Below are 20995 nucleotides of genomic sequence, written 5' to 3'. Positions count from 1 at the left end.
CAGTTAAGCTAAACAATTATGAAAAACTTAAAAACACTATTATTTATCACGTTGATGAGTAGTTTATGCTTAACTGCTCAAAACAAAAACACTAAAAAGGCTGACAAAGAATTCGCTAGGTTCGAATATGTAGATGCCGCTGAAAGCTATAAAAAGCTTATAGATAAAGGAGAAACTTCTTCTTACGTATATGGGCAATTAGCGGAATGTTACTATAATATCTTTAATACTGTTGAAGCTGAGAAATGGTATGCAAAAGCTTTAGAAAGTAGTGACAATCCTGAGATGATTTACAAATATTCTGAAATGCTTAAAGCAAACGGAAAATATGAAGAGTCTAATAAGCAAATGGAAAAATTTGCTTCTATGCGTCCATCCGATAATAGAGCAACTGCTTTTAGAAAGAACCCTAACTATTTACCTAAGATTTTAGAGCAAGGTAAAAAGTTTAATGTTCAGGATGCTGGTTTTAATACTGCACAATCAGAATTTGGTGGTATGGAACACGATGGCAAACTTTACATTACATCTTCAAGAAATGACAACCGTAAAACTTATGGCTGGAACGAAGAACCATTCTTAGACATTTATACATTAACTAAAAACTCAGATGGTTCTTATGGTACAGCAACTTTAATGAACGACCAGATTAACACCAAACACCATGAAGGCTTAGTATCTTTTACACCAGATGGTAAAACAATGTATTTTTCTAGAGAAAGTTACTTTGAAAAAGATTTTCAAAAAGATTCTTTAAGCAAGGTTCGTTATAGCCAACTTTATTTATTTAAAGCCACTAAACTAGGAGATGATTGGGATTCTGTTGAAAGCCTAGGCGTAAATAGCGAAAATTATTCTGTTAAAAATCCTTCTGTAAGTGCAGATGGCTCTACGTTATATTTTTCATCTAATATGCCTGGTGGTTATGGTAACTTTGATCTTTACAAAGCGGCTATCAACGAAGATGGTACTTTAGGTGAGCCTGAAAACTTAGGACAAAAAGTTAATACTGAAGGCCAAGAAATGTTTCCTTACATAAGTAGCAACAATACACTTTATTTCTCATCTAACGGTCATTTAGGACTAGGTGGTATGGATGTGTTCTATACCAAAGTTATAGATGGTAAAATGGCACCCGTAAGAAACGTAGGTATTCCTATTAACAGTAATGGTGATGACTTTGCCTTTATGATTAACGAAGAAACAGAAGAAGGTTTTGTATCTTCTAACAGAGATGGCGGACAAGGAAGCGATGACATTTACGCGTTTAAAAAGCTTCAACCACTTTGTGATGTTTTAATTACAGCAACTGTTTTAGATGACAAAACAAGAGAGCCTGTAAATGGAGCTTCTGTTTCGTTATACGATGCTGAAGGAAATAAAGTGGTTACAAAAACTACAAACGAAGAAGGTGTAGCAGAATTTATTGTTGAGTGTGAACAAGACACTGAACTAGAGGTTGTAATGGAAGATTTTGAAAGCAAAAAAGTACCTGTAAAAGGAACAAGTGAAGAAGAATTAGCAGTTCAAATTTCTTTAGACCCAATAGAGAAAATTATAACTCCTGAAGAAATTGTACTAAACCCAATTTATTTTGATTTTGATAAATCTAATATTACTGCTCAGGCGGCATTTGAGTTAGATAAACTAGTTCAAATCATGAACAAATATCCTGATTTGGTAATCAATGCCACATCTCATACAGATAGCAGAGGATCAGATTCATATAACCAGAGATTATCTCAACGCAGAGCTAAGAGTACACAACAGTACGTAATTTCAAAAGGTATTGATGCATCTCGTATTTCTGCCGAAGGTAAGGGTGAAACCGAGCCTAAGGTTAATTGTGGTTCTAATTGTACTGATGAAGAACATTCTCAAAACAGACGTTCTGAGTTTAAAATTGTAAGCGGAGGACCTCAAGCGCAATAGTAAAACTTCGACTTTATAAATTATAAAAAACGCTCTGAGAAATCTCAGAGCGTTTTTTTATTATCGTAATGGAAAGCCTTTGGCCGCCCACCAAGGATGGACTTCTATAACCAAGCGTCCTGCTTTTACCATAGGGTCAGCATTTGCTAAACTATCTGCCATTTTTAATGTTGGCACATTGTAGATTGTAATTCCTCTTATTTCTCCATCATCTCCGAAAGGACCCGAAATATCTGCGTATCCTAGCTCGTACATTTTGCCTAGATGTGCCAAATGCTCACTTTGTAATTGATTTGCCTCTTCTTCATTTTGATTCCTAATTGGTCCATTTTTTAAAAAAGCAATAAAATACTGTTGCATTAAAGTTGTATCCTTAGTCTTTTCATCTACATAATCAAATACCTGATAACCCTTACTTATAAGTTCTGCCTTTAGTTCTGCGACTGACTTTCCTGATTCTTTCAAAGGGTTAGATTTTTCAATTGGCGTCTCGGTAATCTCTTGTTTTGTCACTGTCTCATCGATTTTACCTGATTCCTTATCATCTTTACATGATACTAAAAAGCAAATTAATATTAACGTTAATAATAGGTTTTTCATTTATTCCAGTTTTTGAATGGTTGTTTACTTAATTGTGAATTATAATATCGTATATCTCCTGTAACTTCTTCTCCTAACCAATTTGGTTTATTAAAATCTTCACTTGTGGATTGTAATTCTACCTCGGCAATAACTAAGCCTTTATTATCTCCAAAAAACTCATCTATTTCAAAAGTATGGCAGCCTGAATTTACTTCGTACCTCTTCTTGTCAACTACGCCCTCTTCACAAAGCAACAATAGCTGTTCTGCCTCCTGCCTAGTAATTTCAGTTTCCCACTCAAAACGAACCAATCCATCATCTGACGATTTTCCTTTTACAGTTAAATATCCATTATCTTCTTTTAATCTAACTCTAACTGTTCGCTCTTTATCGCTATTTAAAAATCCTTGTTTTATGCTATAACTTTTAACAGCTTCTTTTTTAAAATCATTTGAAGTTACTAAAAATTTACGCTCTATTTCTACAGTCATTAAACGGTATTTAATGTCTAAATTTACACTATGCTAAACGATTTACCAATTAGAAAGATAATTCATGTAGATATGGATGCATTTTATGCCTCTGTTGAGCAAATGGATAATACAGAACTAAAAGGTAAGGCTATTGCTGTAGGTGGTGGTGGAAAACGCGGTGTAATTAGTGCTGCTAGCTACGAAGCCAGAAAATTTGGTGTAAAAAGTGCCATGTCTGGTCGTTTGGCTGAGAAACTCTGCCCAGAACTTATATTCGTTAGACCAAGATTTGACAGGTATAAGGAAATTTCTAACCGTATACGTAAAATATTTTTTGACTACACAGATCTGGTTGAACCTTTGTCTTTAGATGAAGCCTATTTAGACGTCACCGAAAACAAAATAGGGCTTCCAAGTGCTACTTTAATTGCTCAAAAGATAAGACAACGTATTTATGAAGAAGTGGGCTTAACAGCCTCTGCAGGCATCTCTATCAATAAGTTTATCGCTAAAGTAGCTAGTGATTACAATAAACCAAATGGACAAAAGACTGTTAACCCAGAAGATGTACTACAGTTTTTAGAAGATTTAGACATTAGAAAGTTTTATGGTGTTGGTAAGGTTACTGCTGAAAAAATGTATCAAAAAGGCATATTTACTGGGAAAGATTTAAAAGCTAAAAGCCTGGAATATTTAGACGAAAACTTCGGAAAATCTGGTCGTTACTACTATTATATTGTCAGAGGTATTCACAATAGCGAAGTAAAACCAAATCGTATTAGAAAATCTTTAGCAGCAGAACGCACTTTTAGTGAAAATCTTTCTTCTGAAGTCTTTATGTTAGAAAAACTAGATCATATCGCTGAAGAAGTTTCAAGACGATTAGAAAAAAGCAAAGTAGCAGGAAAAACAATAACATTAAAAATTAAATACAGTGATTTTACTTTACAAACGCGTAGTAAAACACTTCCTTATTTTTTGAGTGACAAATCTATAATCCTAGAAACTGCGAAAGAGCTTTTATATCAAGAAAAATTGAACAATTCGGTTCGTCTTTTAGGAATATCACTATCTAATCTAAACACTGATAAGAATAAACCTTCTAAACCAAATATTGAGGATAAAAAATCTGTTAGTGTACAGCTAAAGTTTGATTTTTAAACTGTTCAATTTGTTAAGTTTATAGAACAATATAATCAATCAAGAAAATGAAAACCTTCTTTCTATCTTTTTTTACACTATTTATTCTTTGCGTGTTTTCGTGTAAAGATACCGAAACAAATAGCTCTGAACCTAAATTAACAGAAACCAAAACTGAAGTGCCGGAAGGAGTGCAACCTTTTGCAAAACATATATTCTCTAAATATAGTAATGTAAGAGACTTTACCATAACAGCAGATGAAACTGAAGCCTATTTCACATTGCAAAGTCCTGCCAGAGAACTATCCGTAATTATGAAAATTAAAAAAGAGAATGATGTTTGGCAACAACCAGAAATTACTAGCTTCTCAGGAAAATATACCGACTTAGAACCCTTCTTGTCCCCTGATAATTTAAAACTCTATTTTGTATCTAATCGTCCTGTTTCAAAAGACAGTACAAACACCAAGGATATGGATATTTGGTATGTAGAACGTGCAGCAAAAACTGATGTTTGGTCTAAACCAAAAAATATTGGAGCACCTATCAATACAGAAGCTGACGAATTTTATCCATCGGTTGCCAGTAATGGAAACCTATACTTCACTACTATTAAAAAAGAAGTGAAATCCCAAGATGATATTTTTATGAGCAGGTGGGAAAACAACACCTACTCAGAACCTGTAATTCTTGGAGAAGGAGTAAATACCATAGGCGCTGAGTACAATGCCTTTATTGCGCCTGATGAATCTTACTTAATTTTTGGTGGTTGGCGACGTCCTGACGGTTTGGGATCTGGCGATATGTACATTAGCAGATATATTAACGGGAAATGGACTAATGCTGAAAACCTAGGAGATAAAATTAATTCTAAGGATATGGAGTTTTGCCCTTTTGTAAATAATGGTACGTTATATTTTACAAGTCGTAGAAGCAATGTAAGCTCTAAAGAAGATGGCTTTACCAATACTGAAGAATTACTTACTGAAATTAATAAATATGATAATGGTTCGAGTAGGATTTATAAAACACATTTTAATTAATGTTTAGAGTTTCAAAAACTTAACGGTAATTAATATTTATAATAAAAGCTTTTAAAAACTACAACTCTCAATCTCGGTAACACGTAGGGTATTTACCATACCTCTATCTTTAATTGGCATTGCAGCTAAACTAATTAACATATCACCTACTTCTAAATAGCCTTTTTTGCAAGCAATGGCGTTTACATCTTCAATAGTTTCATCTGTACTCACATACTTATCATAATAGAATGCCTTAACACCCCAAAGTAGACTTAATTGAGATAGAATTCTCTTATTAGAAGTAAAAACTAAAATATGAGCTTGAGGTCTCCACGCTGAAATTTGAAAAGCTGTATAACCACTATTAGTAAGTGTTGATATAGCTTTTGCGTTAATCTCATTAGCCATATTGGCCGCATGATAACATATAGCTTTGGTAATGTAACGTTTTGTACGAATATGTGGTGGAGATTGTGGCACCTCTATTAATGGCGAGTCTTCTACACTTCGAATAATATTGGCCATCTGACGTATGACCTGAACTGGATATTGACCTACCGAAGTTTCACCAGAAAGCATTACTGCATCAGCACCATCCATCACTGAGTTAGCAACATCATTAACCTCTGCTCGTGTCGGTGTTAAGCTTGTAATCATTGTTTCCATCATCTGTGTAGCAATAATTACCGGAATTCTTGCTCTCTTAGCTCTTAATACTAATTGTTTCTGAATTAGCGGAACCTCCTCTGCTGGTATTTCTACGCCCAAATCACCACGTGCAACCATTAAACCATCGCAATAGGCAACAATTTTGTCTATATTTTCTACAGCTTCAGGTTTTTCAATCTTAGCTATTATTGGAATTTTATGATTGCTATGCTCTTTAATTAACTCTTCTAATTCCATTAAATCTTCTGCATGACGCACAAAGGATAGTGCTATCCAATCTACTTCCTGACCAATTGCAAAAATGGCATCTTCAATATCCTTTTCTGTTAAAGCAGGTTGAGAAATGTTCGTATTGGGAAGGTTAACACCTTTTTTAGATTTTAATGGACCACCTTGAATTACCTTAGCCTTAACTTCTTTTTTGCCATCAGTAGAAACAACTTCAAAAATAAGTTTTCCATCATCTAATAAGATACGTTCTCCTGGTTTTGCATCTTGAGGAAACTTCTCATAAGTCATGTAAACACGCTCTTTTGTACCATCAAATCGCTTTCCTGTCGCAAAAATAATTTCATCACCTTCGTTTACGATAACTTCACCTTTCATAGTACCAACCCTAAGTTTAGGGCCTTGCAAATCTGCTAATATAGCTGCATTATACTCAAACTGTTCATTAAGTTCGCGAATCATGTTAATACGCTCTTTTACATCATCATAATTAGCATGCGAGAAATTAATTCGAAACACATTAGCTCCTTCATCAAGCATTGCTTTTAAGGTTTCCTTATTACTAGTTGCTGGACCTAATGTGGCCACTATTTTGGTCTTTTTATTTGGCATTAATTCAAAAAATTAAATGATCTTTAGATTTTAATTTAGTCGGGTTAACCGTATAACTTGTTATAATCTGTGGTATATTTTGGAGCTTATTTAAAATAAGTTTTTCGTTAACATTCTGGATTTCATCAGAAATTTTAATAAAATAATCTACCTTCTTATACTCTGGAACAAGATTAAATGTTTTAATTACTTTTTCGTTAGTTTGAAACAAGCCTGTACTATACAAACTATCTTCTTCTTTTTTGCAAACATTTGAAACTAGATTCCAAGTAACGTATTGCGAAACATTATTCCACTCAAAAATACTGTACGAAGCTTTTAAATATTGCATATCTAAATCTTCTGTTTTTCGTTGTAATCTAAGGCCTAAACTTTGATTGAGTAAATAGGCTAAACGATAATCTTCTAACCCACAATGTATAGCAATGAGCTTATAGGTATCGTCATAAAAATCATCAACCAAAAGTTTATGCAACGCCATACAATTATAACTTTAAAAGGTAAATATAGTACAATAATAGATTGTTAATGTCAACTTTTGGTTAATCTTAACCCTAAAAACCTACGAAAACGTTGTAGATTTTACTTTTCTATACAATCTCTATAAACTCTAAATTATATGAGCTTTGTGATTTGTTTCTGAAATGCAAAGAATGCACGCTTGGATGCTTTTTCTTCTGCTTTTTTCTTAGAGGTTGCTCTAGCTTTAGATACTACTTTATCATTAATGCTGAGCCTTACAGAGAAGTGTTTTAACTCATCATTTCCGGTATCTTCATACACTTCATAGTCAAAAGTGTTTTTCTCTTTTTGGCACCACTCGATTAGCAGGCTTTTATAACTAATAACTTTCCCTTCTAAAGTCTCTATGTCTACGTGTGGATTTATAACCCTCTTGTACAAAAACTTTTCACAAGCCTTATAGCCTCTGTCTAAATAAATAGCACCAACCAAAGCTTCAAAAAGATTACCATGAATATTGTTTCCAAAATTAGATTTTGGTATTCTACTTTGCACTAAATCAATAAGATTCAACTCTTTACCTAATTCATTAAGATGCTCTCTACTTACTACTTTAGAGCGCATTTTGGTAAGATAACCTTCGTCTCCGTGTGGTACTTGCTCGTAGAGATAAGCAGCAATAACTGAACTTATCATAGCATCACCAACAAATTCTAGACGTTCGTAATTAATAGGATTTCCTTTTTTATCCTTAATATTCATCGAACGATGCGTGAAGGCCTTGATGTATAAATTTTGAGATCTTGGCTTAAATCCAAGAATATCTTTAAGTTTTAAAAAAAAATTCCCGTCATCGAATGAACGGGAATTTTTTAATATGTTACGAATGAAACTCATTCGGGATTTAGTCTAATTTTTTAAATAATACACAAGCGTTATGTCCGCCAAATCCAAATGTATTACTCATTGCTATTTTAATATCTCGTTTCTGAGCTTTATTGAGCGTTAAATTTAATTCTGAATCTATATTCTCGTCCGCAGTTTCATGGTTAATTGTTGGTGGTATAATACCATTTTCTAGTGCTAATATAGAGGCAATAGCTTCTATTGCACCAGCAGCACCCAACAAATGACCAGTCATAGACTTAGTAGAATTAATATTAATCTTTTTAGCATGGTCTCCAAACACTTCTGATATAGCTTTCAATTCGGCAACATCTCCTAATGGTGTGGATGTTCCGTGTGTATTAATATGATCTACATCTTCGGGTTTTAAACCAGCATTTTCTAAACAGTTTTTCATTACCGCAACAACACCAATTCCATCAGGATGTGGCGCAGTCATATGATACGCGTCAGAAGACAAGCCTCCACCTACAACTTCTGCGTAGATTTTAGCTCCTCTTGCTTTAGCGTGCTCATACTCTTCTAAAACAATAGAACCTGCTCCTTCACCTAGTACAAAACCATCTCGATTTGCATCAAAAGGCCTTGAGGCAGTTTCAGGACTATCATTTCTGGTACTCATAGCATGCATAGCATTAAATCCACCCATACCAGCAATCGTTACCGCTGCTTCACTTCCACCAGTAATAACAACATCACAATGACCTAAACGTATAGTGTTTAGAGCATCAATCATTGAATTAGCAGAAGAGGCACAAGCAGATACCGTTGTATAGTTAGGGCCCATGAAACCATATTTAATAGATATGTTTCCTGGTGCTATATCCGCAATCATTTTGGGGATGAAACGAGGACTAAAACGAGGTGTACCGTCACCAGCAGCATAGTTAAGCACTTCTTCTTGAAATGTTTCTAAGCCACCTATACCAGCTCCCCAAATTACTCCTACTCTGTATTTATTTATCGTGTCTAGATCTAATTTCGAATCTGCTATCGCTTCATCTGAAGCCACCATTGCATATTGCGAAAATTTATCCATTTGACGCGCTAACTTTCTATCAATAAAGTCAGTAACTTCAAAGTTTTTTATTTCACAAGCGAATTGCGTTTTGAACTTCTCAGCATCAAAATGCGTGATTGGGGCAGCACCACTTTTTCCATTAACAAGACCATTCCAATATTCATCTTTGGTATTGCCAATAGGTGTAAGTGCACCTAGACCAGTAACTACTACTCGCTTTAATTCCATAAAAATAAAGTCTTATTTTGCTTCTTCTATATAAGAGATAGCTTGACCAACTGTTGCAATGTTTTCAGCTTGATCGTCTGGGATTTGAATATCAAATTCTTTTTCAAATTCCATGATTAATTCTACAGTATCTAATGAATCTGCACCTAAGTCGTTAGTGAAGCTTGCTTCAGTTACAACTTCGTTTTCATCAACACCTAATTTGTCTACGATAATCGCTTTTACTCTTGATGCAATGTCTGACATAATCTTTTAATTTTAAGTTTTAATTAGACCGCAAAAATAAAAAACTTTATTTTAAAAATCATCTTTACCGATAAAATGTGCACCTTAATGCCAAAAATCAATATAAGTATTTCGGTTTTGCGTCTAATTGTTAATTATTATTCTTTCTTTTGTTTCTGAATAAGAAACCAATATACCTGTAAATGAAACGTATTGTAATTTTTGCATCCGGAAGCGGATCTAATGCTGAAAATTTAATTAAGTTTTTTCAAAACAGCGATAATGCGTCTGTTATTCAGGTACTGACTAACAATCCTTATGCCAAAGTACTAGATCGTTGTAAAAGATTAAAAATTAGTGCTTTATCATTCAACAGAATTGCATTTACCAAGTCTAATGATGTTCTAAATATTTTAAAATCATCACAACCAGATTTAATTGTACTAGCTGGTTTTCTGTGGAAATTTCCTGAATTTATTCTTAAAGAATATGAAAATAAAGTCATAAATATTCATCCTGCTTTGCTGCCAAAATACGGAGGAAAAGGCATGTATGGTATGCATGTACACAATGCTGTTGTGGAAAATAAAGAAACTGAAACTGGCATAACAATTCATTATGTAAATGAAAATTATGATGAAGGAGCCATTATTTTTCAGGCCAAATGTGAGATAAAAACGTCAGATACTGCTGAAGATGTTGCCGCTAAAATCCATGAATTAGAGATGGAGAATTTTCCGAAGGTTGTTGAAAAGCTATTAAATGGCTAAAAAGAAAAAGAAATATTACACGGTTTGGAAAGGCCATAAAACCGGAGTTTTTGAATCTTGGGATGACTGTAAAGCTCAAATCAAAGATTTCAAAGGTGCTCAGTATAAATCGTTTTCAACCTTTGAAGCCGCAAAAAAAGCATACAAAGATGGCCCAAAAGATTATATAGGGAAATACAAAAGTTTTAAAAGCGAACTTTCTGCTGAGCAACTAAAAAAAATAGGGCAACCCAATTACAATTCCATTTCGGTAGATGCTGCTTCGTCTGGCAATCCAGGTAAAATGGAATATCGTGGAGTAGATACCAAAACAAAAAAACAACTATTTATACAAGGACCTTTTGAAGAAGGTACCAATAACATTGGCGAATTTTTAGCCATTGTTCACGGATTAGCATTTTTAAAACAACATAACAGCGACCGCATTATTTACACAGACTCTAAAACCGCAATGAGTTGGGTACGAAAAAAAATGTGTAATTCTAAGTTAGAGCGTAACGAAAAGAACAAAGCGCTTTTCGAGCTTGTAGATCGCGCTGTAAAGTGGCTAGAAACAAATAACTATTCAACAACCATAGTAAAATGGGAAACTAAAGCTTGGGGTGAAATTCCTGCAGATTTTGGTCGGAAATAATTAAATTTAGATGTTACATTGTATGTTTCATCAGCAATATATTTTATGTACTTTTGCACCTTAATTCAAACTTACTTTAATGGGTAAATTAGTAATTGTCGGAACCGTAGCTTTTGATGCTATTGAAACACCTTTTGGTAAAACTGACAAAATCCTTGGCGGAGCTGGTACATTTATCGGTTTAGCTGCTTCAAATTTTAATGTTGATTCTGCTGTTGTTTCAGTAGTTGGCGGAGATTTTCCGCAGGAATATTTAGACCTCATGTCTAATAAGAATATCGATGTGTCTGGTATAGAAATTGTAAAAGACGGAAAAACTTTCTTTTGGAGTGGCAGATACCATAATGACATGAACTCAAGGGACACTTTAGTTACTGAGCTAAATGTACTTGCTGATTTTGAACCAAAAGTTCCTGAAAATTACAAAGATGCCGAAGTGGTTATGCTAGGGAATTTACACCCTTTAACCCAAATGAGTGTATTAAATCAAATGACAACCAAGCCTAAAATGGTAATTTTAGATACCATGAACTTTTGGATGGACTGTGCATTAGAAGATTTACACAATACGATTAAGCATATCGATGTCATAACCATAAATGATGAGGAAGCAAGACAATTAACAGGTGAGTATTCATTGGTAGTTGCTGCAAGAAAAATTCATGAAATGGGACCAAAGTATGTAGTTATTAAGAAAGGTGAACACGGAGCCTTATTATTTCATGATGATAGTGTGTTCTTTGCTCCTGCATTACCATTAGAAGAAGTATTTGACCCAACTGGAGCTGGTGATACTTTTGCAGGTGGTTTTGCTGGTTATTTAGCAAAAACAGGTGACTATTCTTTTGAAAACCTAAAAACTGCTGTAATCTATGGCTCAACTCTAGCTTCGTTTTGTGTTGAAAAATTTGGCACAGAGCGCATGGAGAATTTGAAAGCAGAAGAAGTGCATAAACGCTTAGACCAATTTAAAAGTCTAACACAATTTGATATAGAATTAACTTAAAAAACCAACGCGCTTAATTTTTTAGCGCGTTTTTTTATTACATAACATGAGTGATGCTTTAAAACACGAGTGCGGTATTGCACTTATTAGGCTTTTAAAACCATTAGAATATTACAAAAAAAAGTATGGCAGTGCGTTTTATGGTGTGAATAAGATGTACTTAATGATGGAAAAACAGCACAATCGAGGACAAGATGGTGCTGGTTTTGCAAGTATTAAATTAGACACCAAACCCGGAGAGCGTTATATAAGCAGAGTACGTTCTATAGCTCAGCAACCTATTCAAGATATTTTCTCTCAAATCAATGAGCGTATTAATAAAGAAATGGTACAACATCCTGAATATAAGGATGATGTTGAACTACAGAAAAAGAACATTCCGTACATAGGTGAATTATTGCTAGGTCATGTGCGTTATGGTACTTTTGGAAAAAATAGTGTAGAGAGCGTTCATCCTTTTTTAAGACAGAACAATTGGATGCACAGAAACCTTATTGTTGCAGGTAACTTTAACATGACTAATGTTAATGAGCTATTTAACAACCTTGTAGATATTGGTCAGCACCCAAAAGAAAAGGCGGACACCATAACTGTTATGGAAAAAATAGGTCATTTCTTAGATGATGCGGTTAGCAAAATCTACAAAGACCTAAAAAAAGAAGGCTATTCTAAGATAGAATGTTCTCCTCTAATTGCAGAACGTTTAAAACTTAGTAAGATTTTAAAACGTGCTGCTAAAAATTGGGACGGTGGTTATGCTATGGCTGGTTTATTAGGTCATGGAGATTCCTTTGTTTTGAGAGATCCTGCTGGTATAAGACCTGCATATTATTATAAAGATGATGAAGTGGTTGTTGTAGCTTCAGAAAGACCTGTAATACAAACAGTGTTTAACGTTGCTTTTGATGATGTTAAAGAATTAGATCCAGGACATGCTATCATCACTAAAAAATCTGGTGATACTCAGATAAAGAAAATTTTAGAGCCTCTAGAGCGAAAAGCCTGTTCATTTGAACGTATTTATTTTTCTAGAGGAAGTGATGCTGAAATTTATGAAGAGCGAAAAGAACTGGGAAGACTATTAATGCCAAAAGTTCTTGAAGCTATTGAAAATGATACACAAAACACTGTTTTTTCATTTATACCTAACACGGCAGAAACGTCTTTTTTTGGAATGATAGATACGGTTGAAGAACATCTAAATCATAAAAAAACCAAAGCCATACTTAATGGGCAAAGAGAATTATCAGCAGAAAAAGTCGAAGAAATTCTCTCAGAGAGACCACGAATAGAAAAAATAGCTATAAAGGATGTTAAGCTGAGAACCTTTATTACAGAAGACAGTAGCAGAGACGATTTAGTAGCGCATGTTTATGATGTAACCTATGGTGTAATAAAGCCAACAGATAATCTCGTTATTATAGACGATAGTATTGTACGAGGTACAACCTTAAAGAAGAGCATCATAAAAATGATGGATAGACTAAAACCTAAAAAAATAGTTGTAGTCTCTTCTGCTCCACAAATACGCTATCCGGATTGTTATGGTATAGATATGGCAAATCTAGAAAGTTTAGTTGCTTTTAGAGCTGCTTTAGAGTTATTGAAGGACAACAATCAATACCACATCGTTGAAGAAGTGTATAAAAAATGCTTAAAGCAAGTTGACCTTAAAGATAAAAATGTGGTTAACTATGTTAAGGAGATTTATAACAATTTCTCAGATGAACAAATATCGGATAAGATTTCTGAGTTACTAAGTGATGAATCTGTTAACGCAGAGGTGAAAATCATTTTTCAACCTGTAGAAAACCTACACAAAGCTTGCCCTAAAAACTTGGGTGATTGGTACTTTACAGGTAACTATCCAACTGATGGTGGTAATAGAGTAGTTAATAGAGCATTCATTAATTTCTATGAGGGTAATAAAGAGCGTGCTTACTAATTATCATGTAAATTCAGCTTTTAATCCGAAAAATTATGTATTTAATCGATGATAAATGCTTTTCGTCTAATATTTACATCCGTTTTAACAAATTAAAATTACATTGGTATCACCATAACATAAGTAGGTTAAGTTCATGGTAGATTTGGGGCAAAAAAAGGTGAACAGTGTTCACCTTTTTTTATGGGCTTTATTGAAGTAATACTTTAACTCGTTTCGTTTAAATCAATCTTCACTTTTAAAGTTAGTTTTTAGTAATCAACGTAGTATCCACGCTTAGACTAATATATAGGTCGTTTATCCGAAAAATTTAAATATTAAATTATTGTAAACTTATATTTGACTCACCATAACATAAGTAGGTTAAGTTTATGGTAGATTTGGGGCAAAAAAGGTGAACTCTCTGTTCACCTTTTTTCATTTCTAATTCTTGTGCAAATTTCAATTTCACTTCATAAAAAAAGCCAGACTTAATTGCCTGGCTTTTCTAGTATTTAATAAGAATATTATTTAGCCTCAGCATAACGACGCTCAACCTCGTTCCAATTAATAACCTTGAAAAAAGCATCGATATAATCTGGTCTTCTGTTTTGGTAGTTTAGGTAGTATGCGTGCTCCCAAACATCTAATCCTAAGATTGGTGTACCACCACAACTAACGCCAGGCATTAGTGGATTATCTTGGTTTGGAGTAGAGCAAACCTCTACCTTACCGCCTTTGTGTACGCACAACCAAGCCCAACCTGAACCAAATTGTGTGGCTGCTGCTTTAGAAAAAGCTTCAACAAAAGCATCTTTAGAACCAAATTCTGCTTCAATAGCATCTTTTAATTCTCCAGATAAATAACCTCTATCTTCAGGATTCATTACATCCCAAAATAAAGAGTGATTATAAAAACCACCGCCATTGTTTCTAACACCAGCATTATTCATATCTAGGTTAGTTAAAATGTCTTCAATAGATTTTCCTTCTAAAGCCGTTCCTTCAATTGCTGCATTCAACTTAATTGTATAGCCGTTATGATGTTTTGTATGGTGGATTTCCATTGTACGTGCATCAATATGTGGTTCTAGTGCATCGTATGCATATTTTAATTTTGGTAATTCAAAAGCCATAATGTATATGTTTTTTAGTGTTATTATTTCGATTTTAACAAATTTACGATTTTGAAAACAAGAAGTTCTAAATAAATTATTAAGATTCCCTATTTTGGTATAAAATTTATCTTTTGCTAGACTCAGCCTTCAAAATATACAATGCTTCTGCTGGTAGCGGTAAAACGTTTACCTTGGCAAAGACCTATATAAAAATCCTCGTCGCATCCAAAAACAACGAACAGTTTAAGTCCATATTAGCCATAACATTTACCAACAAAGCTGTTGGTGAAATGAAGGAGCGGATTATAGAGATGCTAAAAGTATTTTCTCAGGCAGAAAGCTTTACAGCACCTCATCCTATGTTTAGCGCAATATGCGATGAACTATCTATATCACCCGAATTCTTAATAAATCGTTCTAAAACTATATTGAAACACATCATGCACAACTATGGCGCTTTTGATATTTCTACAATTGATGGTTTTACACATAGAGTTATTAGAACTTTTGCTCACGATCTAAAACTTCCTGTAAATTTTGAAGTAGAGCTAGACCAAGAACGTCTTCTTAACGAAGCTGTTGATAATTTAATTTCTAGAGCTGGAAATAACGACGTTTTAACCCAAACACTAGTTGATTTTGCGATTGAAAAAGCTGATGATGACAAAAGTTGGGACATTAGCTACGACTTTAACAAAATAGCCAAACTTCTTGTTAATGAAAATGACTTAGAAGCCATTGAGACTTTTAAAAACAAAACGATTGAAGACTTTAAAACCTTAAAATCTACCTTAATAAAGGATAGTTCTGTCATAGAAAAGGATATTGTAACTACAGCCGAGACAGTACTTTCTCTAATTGACGAGTGTGGCTTACAATTTGATGATTTTAATAGAAAATCGCTTCCTAATCACTTTTACAACTTAGCACAAGGCAATTTGGGTATTTCTTTTTCATCCGCATGGCAAAACGATTTGATAGAAGGCAATACGCTTTATCCAAAACGTGTTACAGATACAATTGCAAGCACCATAAAGAGCATTCAACCAAACCTGGCTGAAGCTTTTCTAAAAACAAAAGATTTAGTTTTTGAATTAAAACTAAAACAAGGCCTCTATAAAAATATAACTCCACTCTCTGTATTAAATGCTATTCAGAAAGAACTAAACATCTTAAAAGAGGAGCAAAACAAAATGCTTATTTCAGAATTTAATAAAATTATAAGCAATGAAATAAAAGGCCAACCCACACCATTTATTTATGAACGTCTGGGAGAAAAGTTTAAACACTACTTTATAGATGAGTTTCAAGATACCTCTAATATGCAGTGGGAAAATTTGGTGCCACTTCTAGATAATGCGCTCTCTGCATCTAATGGTTCTGCTATGCTTGTAGGAGATGCCAAACAATCTATCTACAGATGGAGAGGTGGTGAGCCAGAACAGTTTATCGACTTGTATAACAGATCTAGCAAACCTTTTCAGGTTGAAGCAGAAGTACTAAGCTTAGATACAAACTACAGAAGCGCTAGAGAAATTATAGATTTTAACAATGCTTTTTTTCTGTTTTTGAGTCAAAATTATTTTAGCGATAGTAGATATGCTGAACTTTACTTAAACTCTAAACAAAAGCCATTTCAAAATACAGAAGGTTACGTTAACATTGAGTTTTTAGACATTTCAAAAGAGGATAACGCTAATGAACTTTACACCAATAGCACTCTAAAAACCATTGAAGAATGCCTTAAAAATGGGTTTTCATTAGACGACATTTGTATCATTGTAAGAAAACGAAAAGAAGGTGTTGAGATAGCTAAATTCTTAAGTGAAAAAGGTATAAAAATCACTTCTTCTGAAACCTTACTATTAAAGAACTCTGACAAAGTTCAGTTTCTTGATGCTTTTCTAAAACTATTAATTCAACCCGATAATGATAGTTTAAAAATTGATGTTTTAACTTTTATTGCAAATCAACATAACATCGATGACAAACATTCATTTTACAGCGCTCATTTAGCCATTGGTTTTGATGAAATGCTCAAAAAACTTGAAGATTTAAATATCTACTTAGACAAAAACAAACTACTACAAGTTCCTCTTTACGATCTTGTTGAAGAACTTATTAGAGCGTTTAATCTTCACAACTCATCTGATGCTTTTGTTCAATTTTACTTAGATGTTATTTTAGAATTTACACAAAAGCAAAATTCAGATTTGTCGTCGTTCATAAATTATTTTGAAAAGAAAAAAGATAGTCTCAGTGTTATTTCGCCAAAAAATAATAATGCTGTACAGATTATGACCATTCATAAATCTAAGGGGTTAGAATTTCCTGTGGTTATTTTTCCGTTTGCGGATCTAAATATTTATCAAGAAATAGAACCAAAAGTTTGGTTTCCTGTAGAGCAAAATAATTACAATAATTTTGAAACATTATTACTCAACTACAATAGTGATATTGAACACTTTGGTGATGATGGCAAAGCACTCTATGAAACTCGAAAATCTCAATTAGAACTAGACAACATTAATCTTCTGTATGTAACTTTAACCAGAGCTGTAGAGCAGTTATATATCATAACAAAAAAAGACATTAGCGCTAAAGGTGTTGTGAGCGAAAAAACATATGCTGGTATGTTTATTTCTTATTTACAAGACAAAGGATTATGGTCAGATAGCACGCTTACATACAATTTTGGCACTTCAAAAAATCAAAACCAAAAAACAGAGACAGAAACAGACACATCTTCTATTAATTTAATCTCTGTACCAAAAGAAGATCATAATTTAAAAATCATAACAAAAGCCGGTCAACTCTGGGACACCAAACAAGGAAAAGCTATAGAACGTGGTAATTTGGTGCATCTTTTACTCTCTAAAATCGTAACTCAAGAAGATATTGACTTTGCCATTGACGATTTATTAGCTTCTGGCGATATTACAGCCTCAGATGAAGAAGTTCTTAGAACAATTGTAATGCAAGTTATAGAGCATCCAAAAATTAAATTATACTATAACAACGACCATAAAGTTTATAATGAAAGAGATATCGTAACACCTTCTGGTGAACTGCACAGACCAGATCGTATCAATATCAATCAAAAAAATGAAGTTACAATAATTGACTACAAAACGGGAGATCAAATGGCATCTCATAAAACTCAACTCAACACTTATGCTGCTGTCCTAAAAACAATGAACCATGATGTAACTTGCAAATTTCTTGTTTACATTAATGAAACTGTTGAAGTTGTTGAAGTCTAATTTCAAGATAGTATCTTTGCGCAACAACTAACACAAAAATTATGTACGGAAATATTAAAGCTCATTTACAACAAGAAATTGAAGCTATTAAAGACGCAGGTCTTTTTAAAGAAGAACGAATTATCACTTCGCCTCAAGGTGCAGAAATTACTTTAAACACAGGGCAAAAAGTCCTTAACTTTTGTGCAAACAACTACTTAGGACTTTCTTCTCATCCTGAAGTTATAAAAGCCGCTCAAGAGACTTTAGATACTCATGGATTTGGAATGTCATCTGTTCGTTTTATTTGCGGTACTCAAGACATACATAAAGAGTTAGAACAAAAAATAGCAGATTTTTATGGCACCGAAGACACCATTTTATACGCAGCTGCTTTTGATGCAAACGGAGGAGTCTTTGAACCACTTTTAACTGCAGAAGACGCTATTATTTCTGACTCTTTAAATCACGCCTCTATTATTGATGGAGTACGATTATGTAAAGCTGCAAGATATCGCTACCAAAACAACGATATGGCAGACTTAGAAAAGCAGCTCATTGCTGCTAATGAAAATGGCGCACGCTTTAAAATCATTGTTACTGATGGCGTATTCTCTATGGATGGATTAGTAGCTCCTTTAGACAAGATTTGTGATTTAGCAGATAAATACGATGCCATGGTAATGATTGATGAGTGCCATGCTGCTGGTTTTATTGGTGAAACAGGAATTGGTACACTTGAAGAAAAAGGAGTTTTGGGAAGAATTGATATTATCACCGGAACACTTGGTAAAGCATTAGGTGGTGCAATGGGAGGATACACAACTGCCAAAAAAGAAATCATTGAAATTTTACGTCAGCGTTCTCGTCCGTATTTATTTTCAAACTCTTTAGCTCCTGCAATTGTTGGTGCTTCTATCAAAGTTTTTGATATGCTTAAAAACGATACTGCACTTAGAGATAAAGTAGAATGGAATACTAAATATTTCAAAAAAGGGATGAAAGAAGCTGGTTTTGACATCGTTGACGGAGACTCTGCTATTGTACCTGTAATGTTATATGATGCTAAGCTCTCTCAAACTATGGCCAATATGTTATTAGAAGAAGGTGTTTATGTAATCGGTTTCTTTTACCCTGTGGTTCCTAAAGAAAAAGCAAGAATTCGCGTACAATTATCTGCTGCACATACAAAAGAACAGCTAGATACAGCAATAAATGCCTTCATTAAGGTTGGGAAAAGACTTGAAATTATTTAAAATGGTTACAAACTCTTTATTTTAGGGCGATGTAACAATATTTTTATATATTTGTCTTTGTTAATAACATTTAACAACTTACATTTGCCAACAATTAACACTTAAAATTAAAATTAATTAGAATATGAAAAATCTTAGCAGATTACTTTTTGTTGTGGTGCTACTTATAAGCTTTAGTACTACACATGCTCAAGACAAGAACAATCCATGGGCTGTAACAATTGGTGCTAACGCAGTTGACCCATATCCAGTAGGTGAGGATGCACCTCAAGGTGATTATTTTGATGAGTACTTTAATGTAACAGATCATTGGAATATATTTCCTTCATTATCAACAATCTCTGTTTCTAGATACCTTAGCGATGGATTTACTTTTACTGCTACAGGTTCATTGAATAGAATCGATAAGTTTGGAACTAATTTAAATCCTGATGGTTCTGAAGCTGGAACTAACAGCGTTGATGATTTAACATACTATGGTGTAGACGGTAGAGTATCTTACAGTTTTATGGATTTAATCAACTCTAAATCTATTGACCCATACCTTGGAGTTGGTGGTGGTTACACATGGTTAGACGATATAGGTGCTGGTACTTTAAATGGTTCTTTAGGTTTAAGATATTGGTTCTCAGAAAAAATTGGTATTGATGTAAACTCTACTTACAAACATGCTTTTGAGGATTACCTACCAAAGCATTTTCAACATTCAGTTGGTTTAGTATTGAAGTTTGGTGGTGTTGATACAGATGGTGACGGTATTTATGACCAAGATGATGCTTGTCCTGAAGAAGCTGGTTTAGAAATCTTTAATGGTTGCCCGGACTCAGATAACGATGGAATCCAGGATTCAAAGGACGATTGTCCTAACACGGCTGGTTTAGCTGAGTTTAACGGTTGCCCTGATTCTGATGGTGACGGTGTAATGGACAAAGACGATAAGTGTCCTTCTGTTGCTGGTTTAAAATCTTTAATGGGTTGTCCAGATGCTGATGGTGATGGTGTTGCTGATGGTGATGATAACTGTCCTAACGAAGCTGGTCCTGCTGCAAACAATGGTTGCCCTTGGCCAGATACTGATGGTGACGGTATATTAGATAAAGACGATAAGTGTCCTAACGAAGCTGGTGTAGCTGCTAACAATGGTTGTCCAGAAGTTAAGCCAACTGAAGAAGTTATGGAAACTTTAAACTCTTACGCTAGAACGATCTTATTCGATACTGGTAAAGCATCTTTCAAGAAAGAAACAGACCAAGTATTACAAGCAATGGTAGCTATTTTTAAGCAATATCCACAAGCAGACTTCGCTATCGAAGGTCATACTGATAGTGTAGGTTCTAAGAAAACTAACCAAGCTTTATCTGAAAGAAGAGCTAATGCAGTTAGAGATTACTTAATCGCTAATGGTATCAGTGCTGCTAGATTAACAGCTGCTGGTTATGGAGAAGATAGTCCTATCGCTAGTAACAGTACTAGAGCTGGAAGAAAAGAAAACAGACGTGTAGAAGTTAAGTTGAAAAACTAATCAAACACTCTAAAATATAT

The 20995-nt window shown here is 34.0% G+C and carries 18 protein-coding genes; 10 read left to right on the top strand and 8 right to left on the bottom strand.

Features of this window, described 5'->3' with window-relative positions; genetic code table 11:
* Window positions 1-18 precede the first annotated feature (18 nt).
* Window positions 19-1932, top strand: a complete 1914-nt coding sequence (locus ACXAFS_RS02280; protein WP_475305024.1) for an OmpA family protein — start codon at window positions 19-21, stop codon at window positions 1930-1932.
* A 60-nt stretch (window positions 1933-1992) separates the two neighbouring features.
* On the opposite strand, the gene ACXAFS_RS02275 is transcribed toward ACXAFS_RS02280, so the two are convergent.
* The gene (locus ACXAFS_RS02275; RefSeq protein WP_475305023.1) at window positions 1993-2532 is read right to left on the bottom strand and encodes a YciI family protein; all 540 of its coding nucleotides are present in this window, start codon (window positions 2530-2532) and stop codon (window positions 1993-1995) included.
* Window positions 2529-3005: a CYTH domain-containing protein gene (locus ACXAFS_RS02270; RefSeq protein ID WP_475305021.1), complete on the bottom strand. Its 477-nt coding sequence runs from the start codon at window positions 3003-3005 to the stop codon at window positions 2529-2531. The genes ACXAFS_RS02275 and ACXAFS_RS02270 overlap by 4 nt, the downstream gene beginning before the upstream one ends.
* Before the next feature lie 30 nt (window positions 3006-3035).
* Between ACXAFS_RS02270 and dinB the strand changes: the two genes are divergently transcribed.
* Window positions 3036-4148, top strand: coding sequence for a DNA polymerase IV (dinB, locus tag ACXAFS_RS02265; RefSeq protein ID WP_475305020.1), 1113 nt, complete (start codon window positions 3036-3038; stop codon window positions 4146-4148).
* A 47-nt stretch (window positions 4149-4195) separates the two neighbouring features.
* Entirely contained in the window at window positions 4196-5170 is a 975-nt protein-coding gene (locus tag ACXAFS_RS02260) for a TolB-like translocation protein (protein WP_475305019.1), read from the top strand.
* A 51-nt stretch (window positions 5171-5221) separates the two neighbouring features.
* On the opposite strand, the gene pyk is transcribed toward ACXAFS_RS02260, so the two are convergent.
* From pyk to ACXAFS_RS02235, 5 genes are all read right to left on the bottom strand, one after another.
* Window positions 5222-6661 (bottom strand): pyruvate kinase, encoded by a 1440-nt coding sequence (pyk, locus tag ACXAFS_RS02255; protein ID WP_475305017.1) that lies wholly within the window; start codon window positions 6659-6661, stop codon window positions 5222-5224.
* 4 nt (window positions 6662-6665) lie between these two features.
* On the bottom strand, window positions 6666-7142 hold the full coding sequence (locus ACXAFS_RS02250; protein WP_475305016.1) for an IPExxxVDY family protein: 477 nt from the start codon (window positions 7140-7142) through the stop codon (window positions 6666-6668).
* A 134-nt stretch (window positions 7143-7276) separates the two neighbouring features.
* Window positions 7277-8020: a ribonuclease III gene (gene rnc / locus ACXAFS_RS02245; RefSeq protein ID WP_475305014.1), complete on the bottom strand. Its 744-nt coding sequence runs from the start codon at window positions 8018-8020 to the stop codon at window positions 7277-7279.
* 7 nt (window positions 8021-8027) lie between these two features.
* Window positions 8028-9278, bottom strand: coding sequence for a beta-ketoacyl-ACP synthase II (gene fabF, locus ACXAFS_RS02240; protein ID WP_331808929.1), 1251 nt, complete (start codon window positions 9276-9278; stop codon window positions 8028-8030).
* Window positions 9279-9290: 12 nt separating this feature from the next.
* Window positions 9291-9524 (bottom strand): acyl carrier protein, encoded by a 234-nt coding sequence (locus tag ACXAFS_RS02235; RefSeq protein WP_008269813.1) that lies wholly within the window; start codon window positions 9522-9524, stop codon window positions 9291-9293.
* Window positions 9525-9706: 182 nt separating this feature from the next.
* Between ACXAFS_RS02235 and purN the strand changes: the two genes are divergently transcribed.
* The 4 genes from purN to ACXAFS_RS02215 all read left to right on the top strand — a co-directional run bounded on the left by purN (window position 9707) and on the right by ACXAFS_RS02215 (window position 13858).
* A complete protein-coding gene (purN, locus tag ACXAFS_RS02230; protein WP_475305010.1) occupies window positions 9707-10273 on the top strand; it encodes a phosphoribosylglycinamide formyltransferase in 567 nt (188 codons plus the stop codon).
* A complete protein-coding gene (locus ACXAFS_RS02225) occupies window positions 10266-10907 on the top strand; it encodes a ribonuclease H1 domain-containing protein (RefSeq protein ID WP_475305009.1) in 642 nt (213 codons plus the stop codon). The genes purN and ACXAFS_RS02225 overlap by 8 nt, the downstream gene beginning before the upstream one ends.
* 79 nt (window positions 10908-10986) lie before the next feature.
* Complete coding sequence (locus ACXAFS_RS02220; RefSeq protein ID WP_475305008.1) at window positions 10987-11913, top strand: PfkB family carbohydrate kinase; 927 nt, start codon at window positions 10987-10989, stop codon at window positions 11911-11913.
* 46 nt (window positions 11914-11959) lie between these two features.
* Window positions 11960-13858: an amidophosphoribosyltransferase gene (locus ACXAFS_RS02215; RefSeq protein WP_475305006.1), complete on the top strand. Its 1899-nt coding sequence runs from the start codon at window positions 11960-11962 to the stop codon at window positions 13856-13858.
* A gap of 506 nt (window positions 13859-14364) precedes the next feature.
* Here ACXAFS_RS02215 and ACXAFS_RS02210 read toward each other — a convergent pair.
* Window positions 14365-14973: a superoxide dismutase gene (locus ACXAFS_RS02210; protein ID WP_475305005.1), complete on the bottom strand. Its 609-nt coding sequence runs from the start codon at window positions 14971-14973 to the stop codon at window positions 14365-14367.
* 113 nt (window positions 14974-15086) lie between these two features.
* Between ACXAFS_RS02210 and ACXAFS_RS02205 the strand changes: the two genes are divergently transcribed.
* The 3 genes from ACXAFS_RS02205 (at window position 15087) to ACXAFS_RS02195 (ending at window position 20975) form a co-directional block, all read left to right on the top strand.
* Complete coding sequence (locus tag ACXAFS_RS02205) at window positions 15087-18218, top strand: UvrD-helicase domain-containing protein (RefSeq protein WP_475305004.1); 3132 nt, start codon at window positions 15087-15089, stop codon at window positions 18216-18218.
* A gap of 41 nt (window positions 18219-18259) precedes the next feature.
* Complete coding sequence (gene kbl, locus ACXAFS_RS02200) at window positions 18260-19453, top strand: glycine C-acetyltransferase (protein ID WP_475305002.1); 1194 nt, start codon at window positions 18260-18262, stop codon at window positions 19451-19453.
* A gap of 124 nt (window positions 19454-19577) precedes the next feature.
* On the top strand, window positions 19578-20975 hold the full coding sequence (locus ACXAFS_RS02195) for an OmpA family protein (RefSeq protein ID WP_475305001.1): 1398 nt from the start codon (window positions 19578-19580) through the stop codon (window positions 20973-20975).
* Window positions 20976-20995: the final 20 nt, after the last annotated feature.

It is taken from the genome of Winogradskyella sp. ABM4_392, from assembly GCF_056160445.1.
This window is presented reverse-complemented; position numbering and strand designations above follow the sequence as displayed.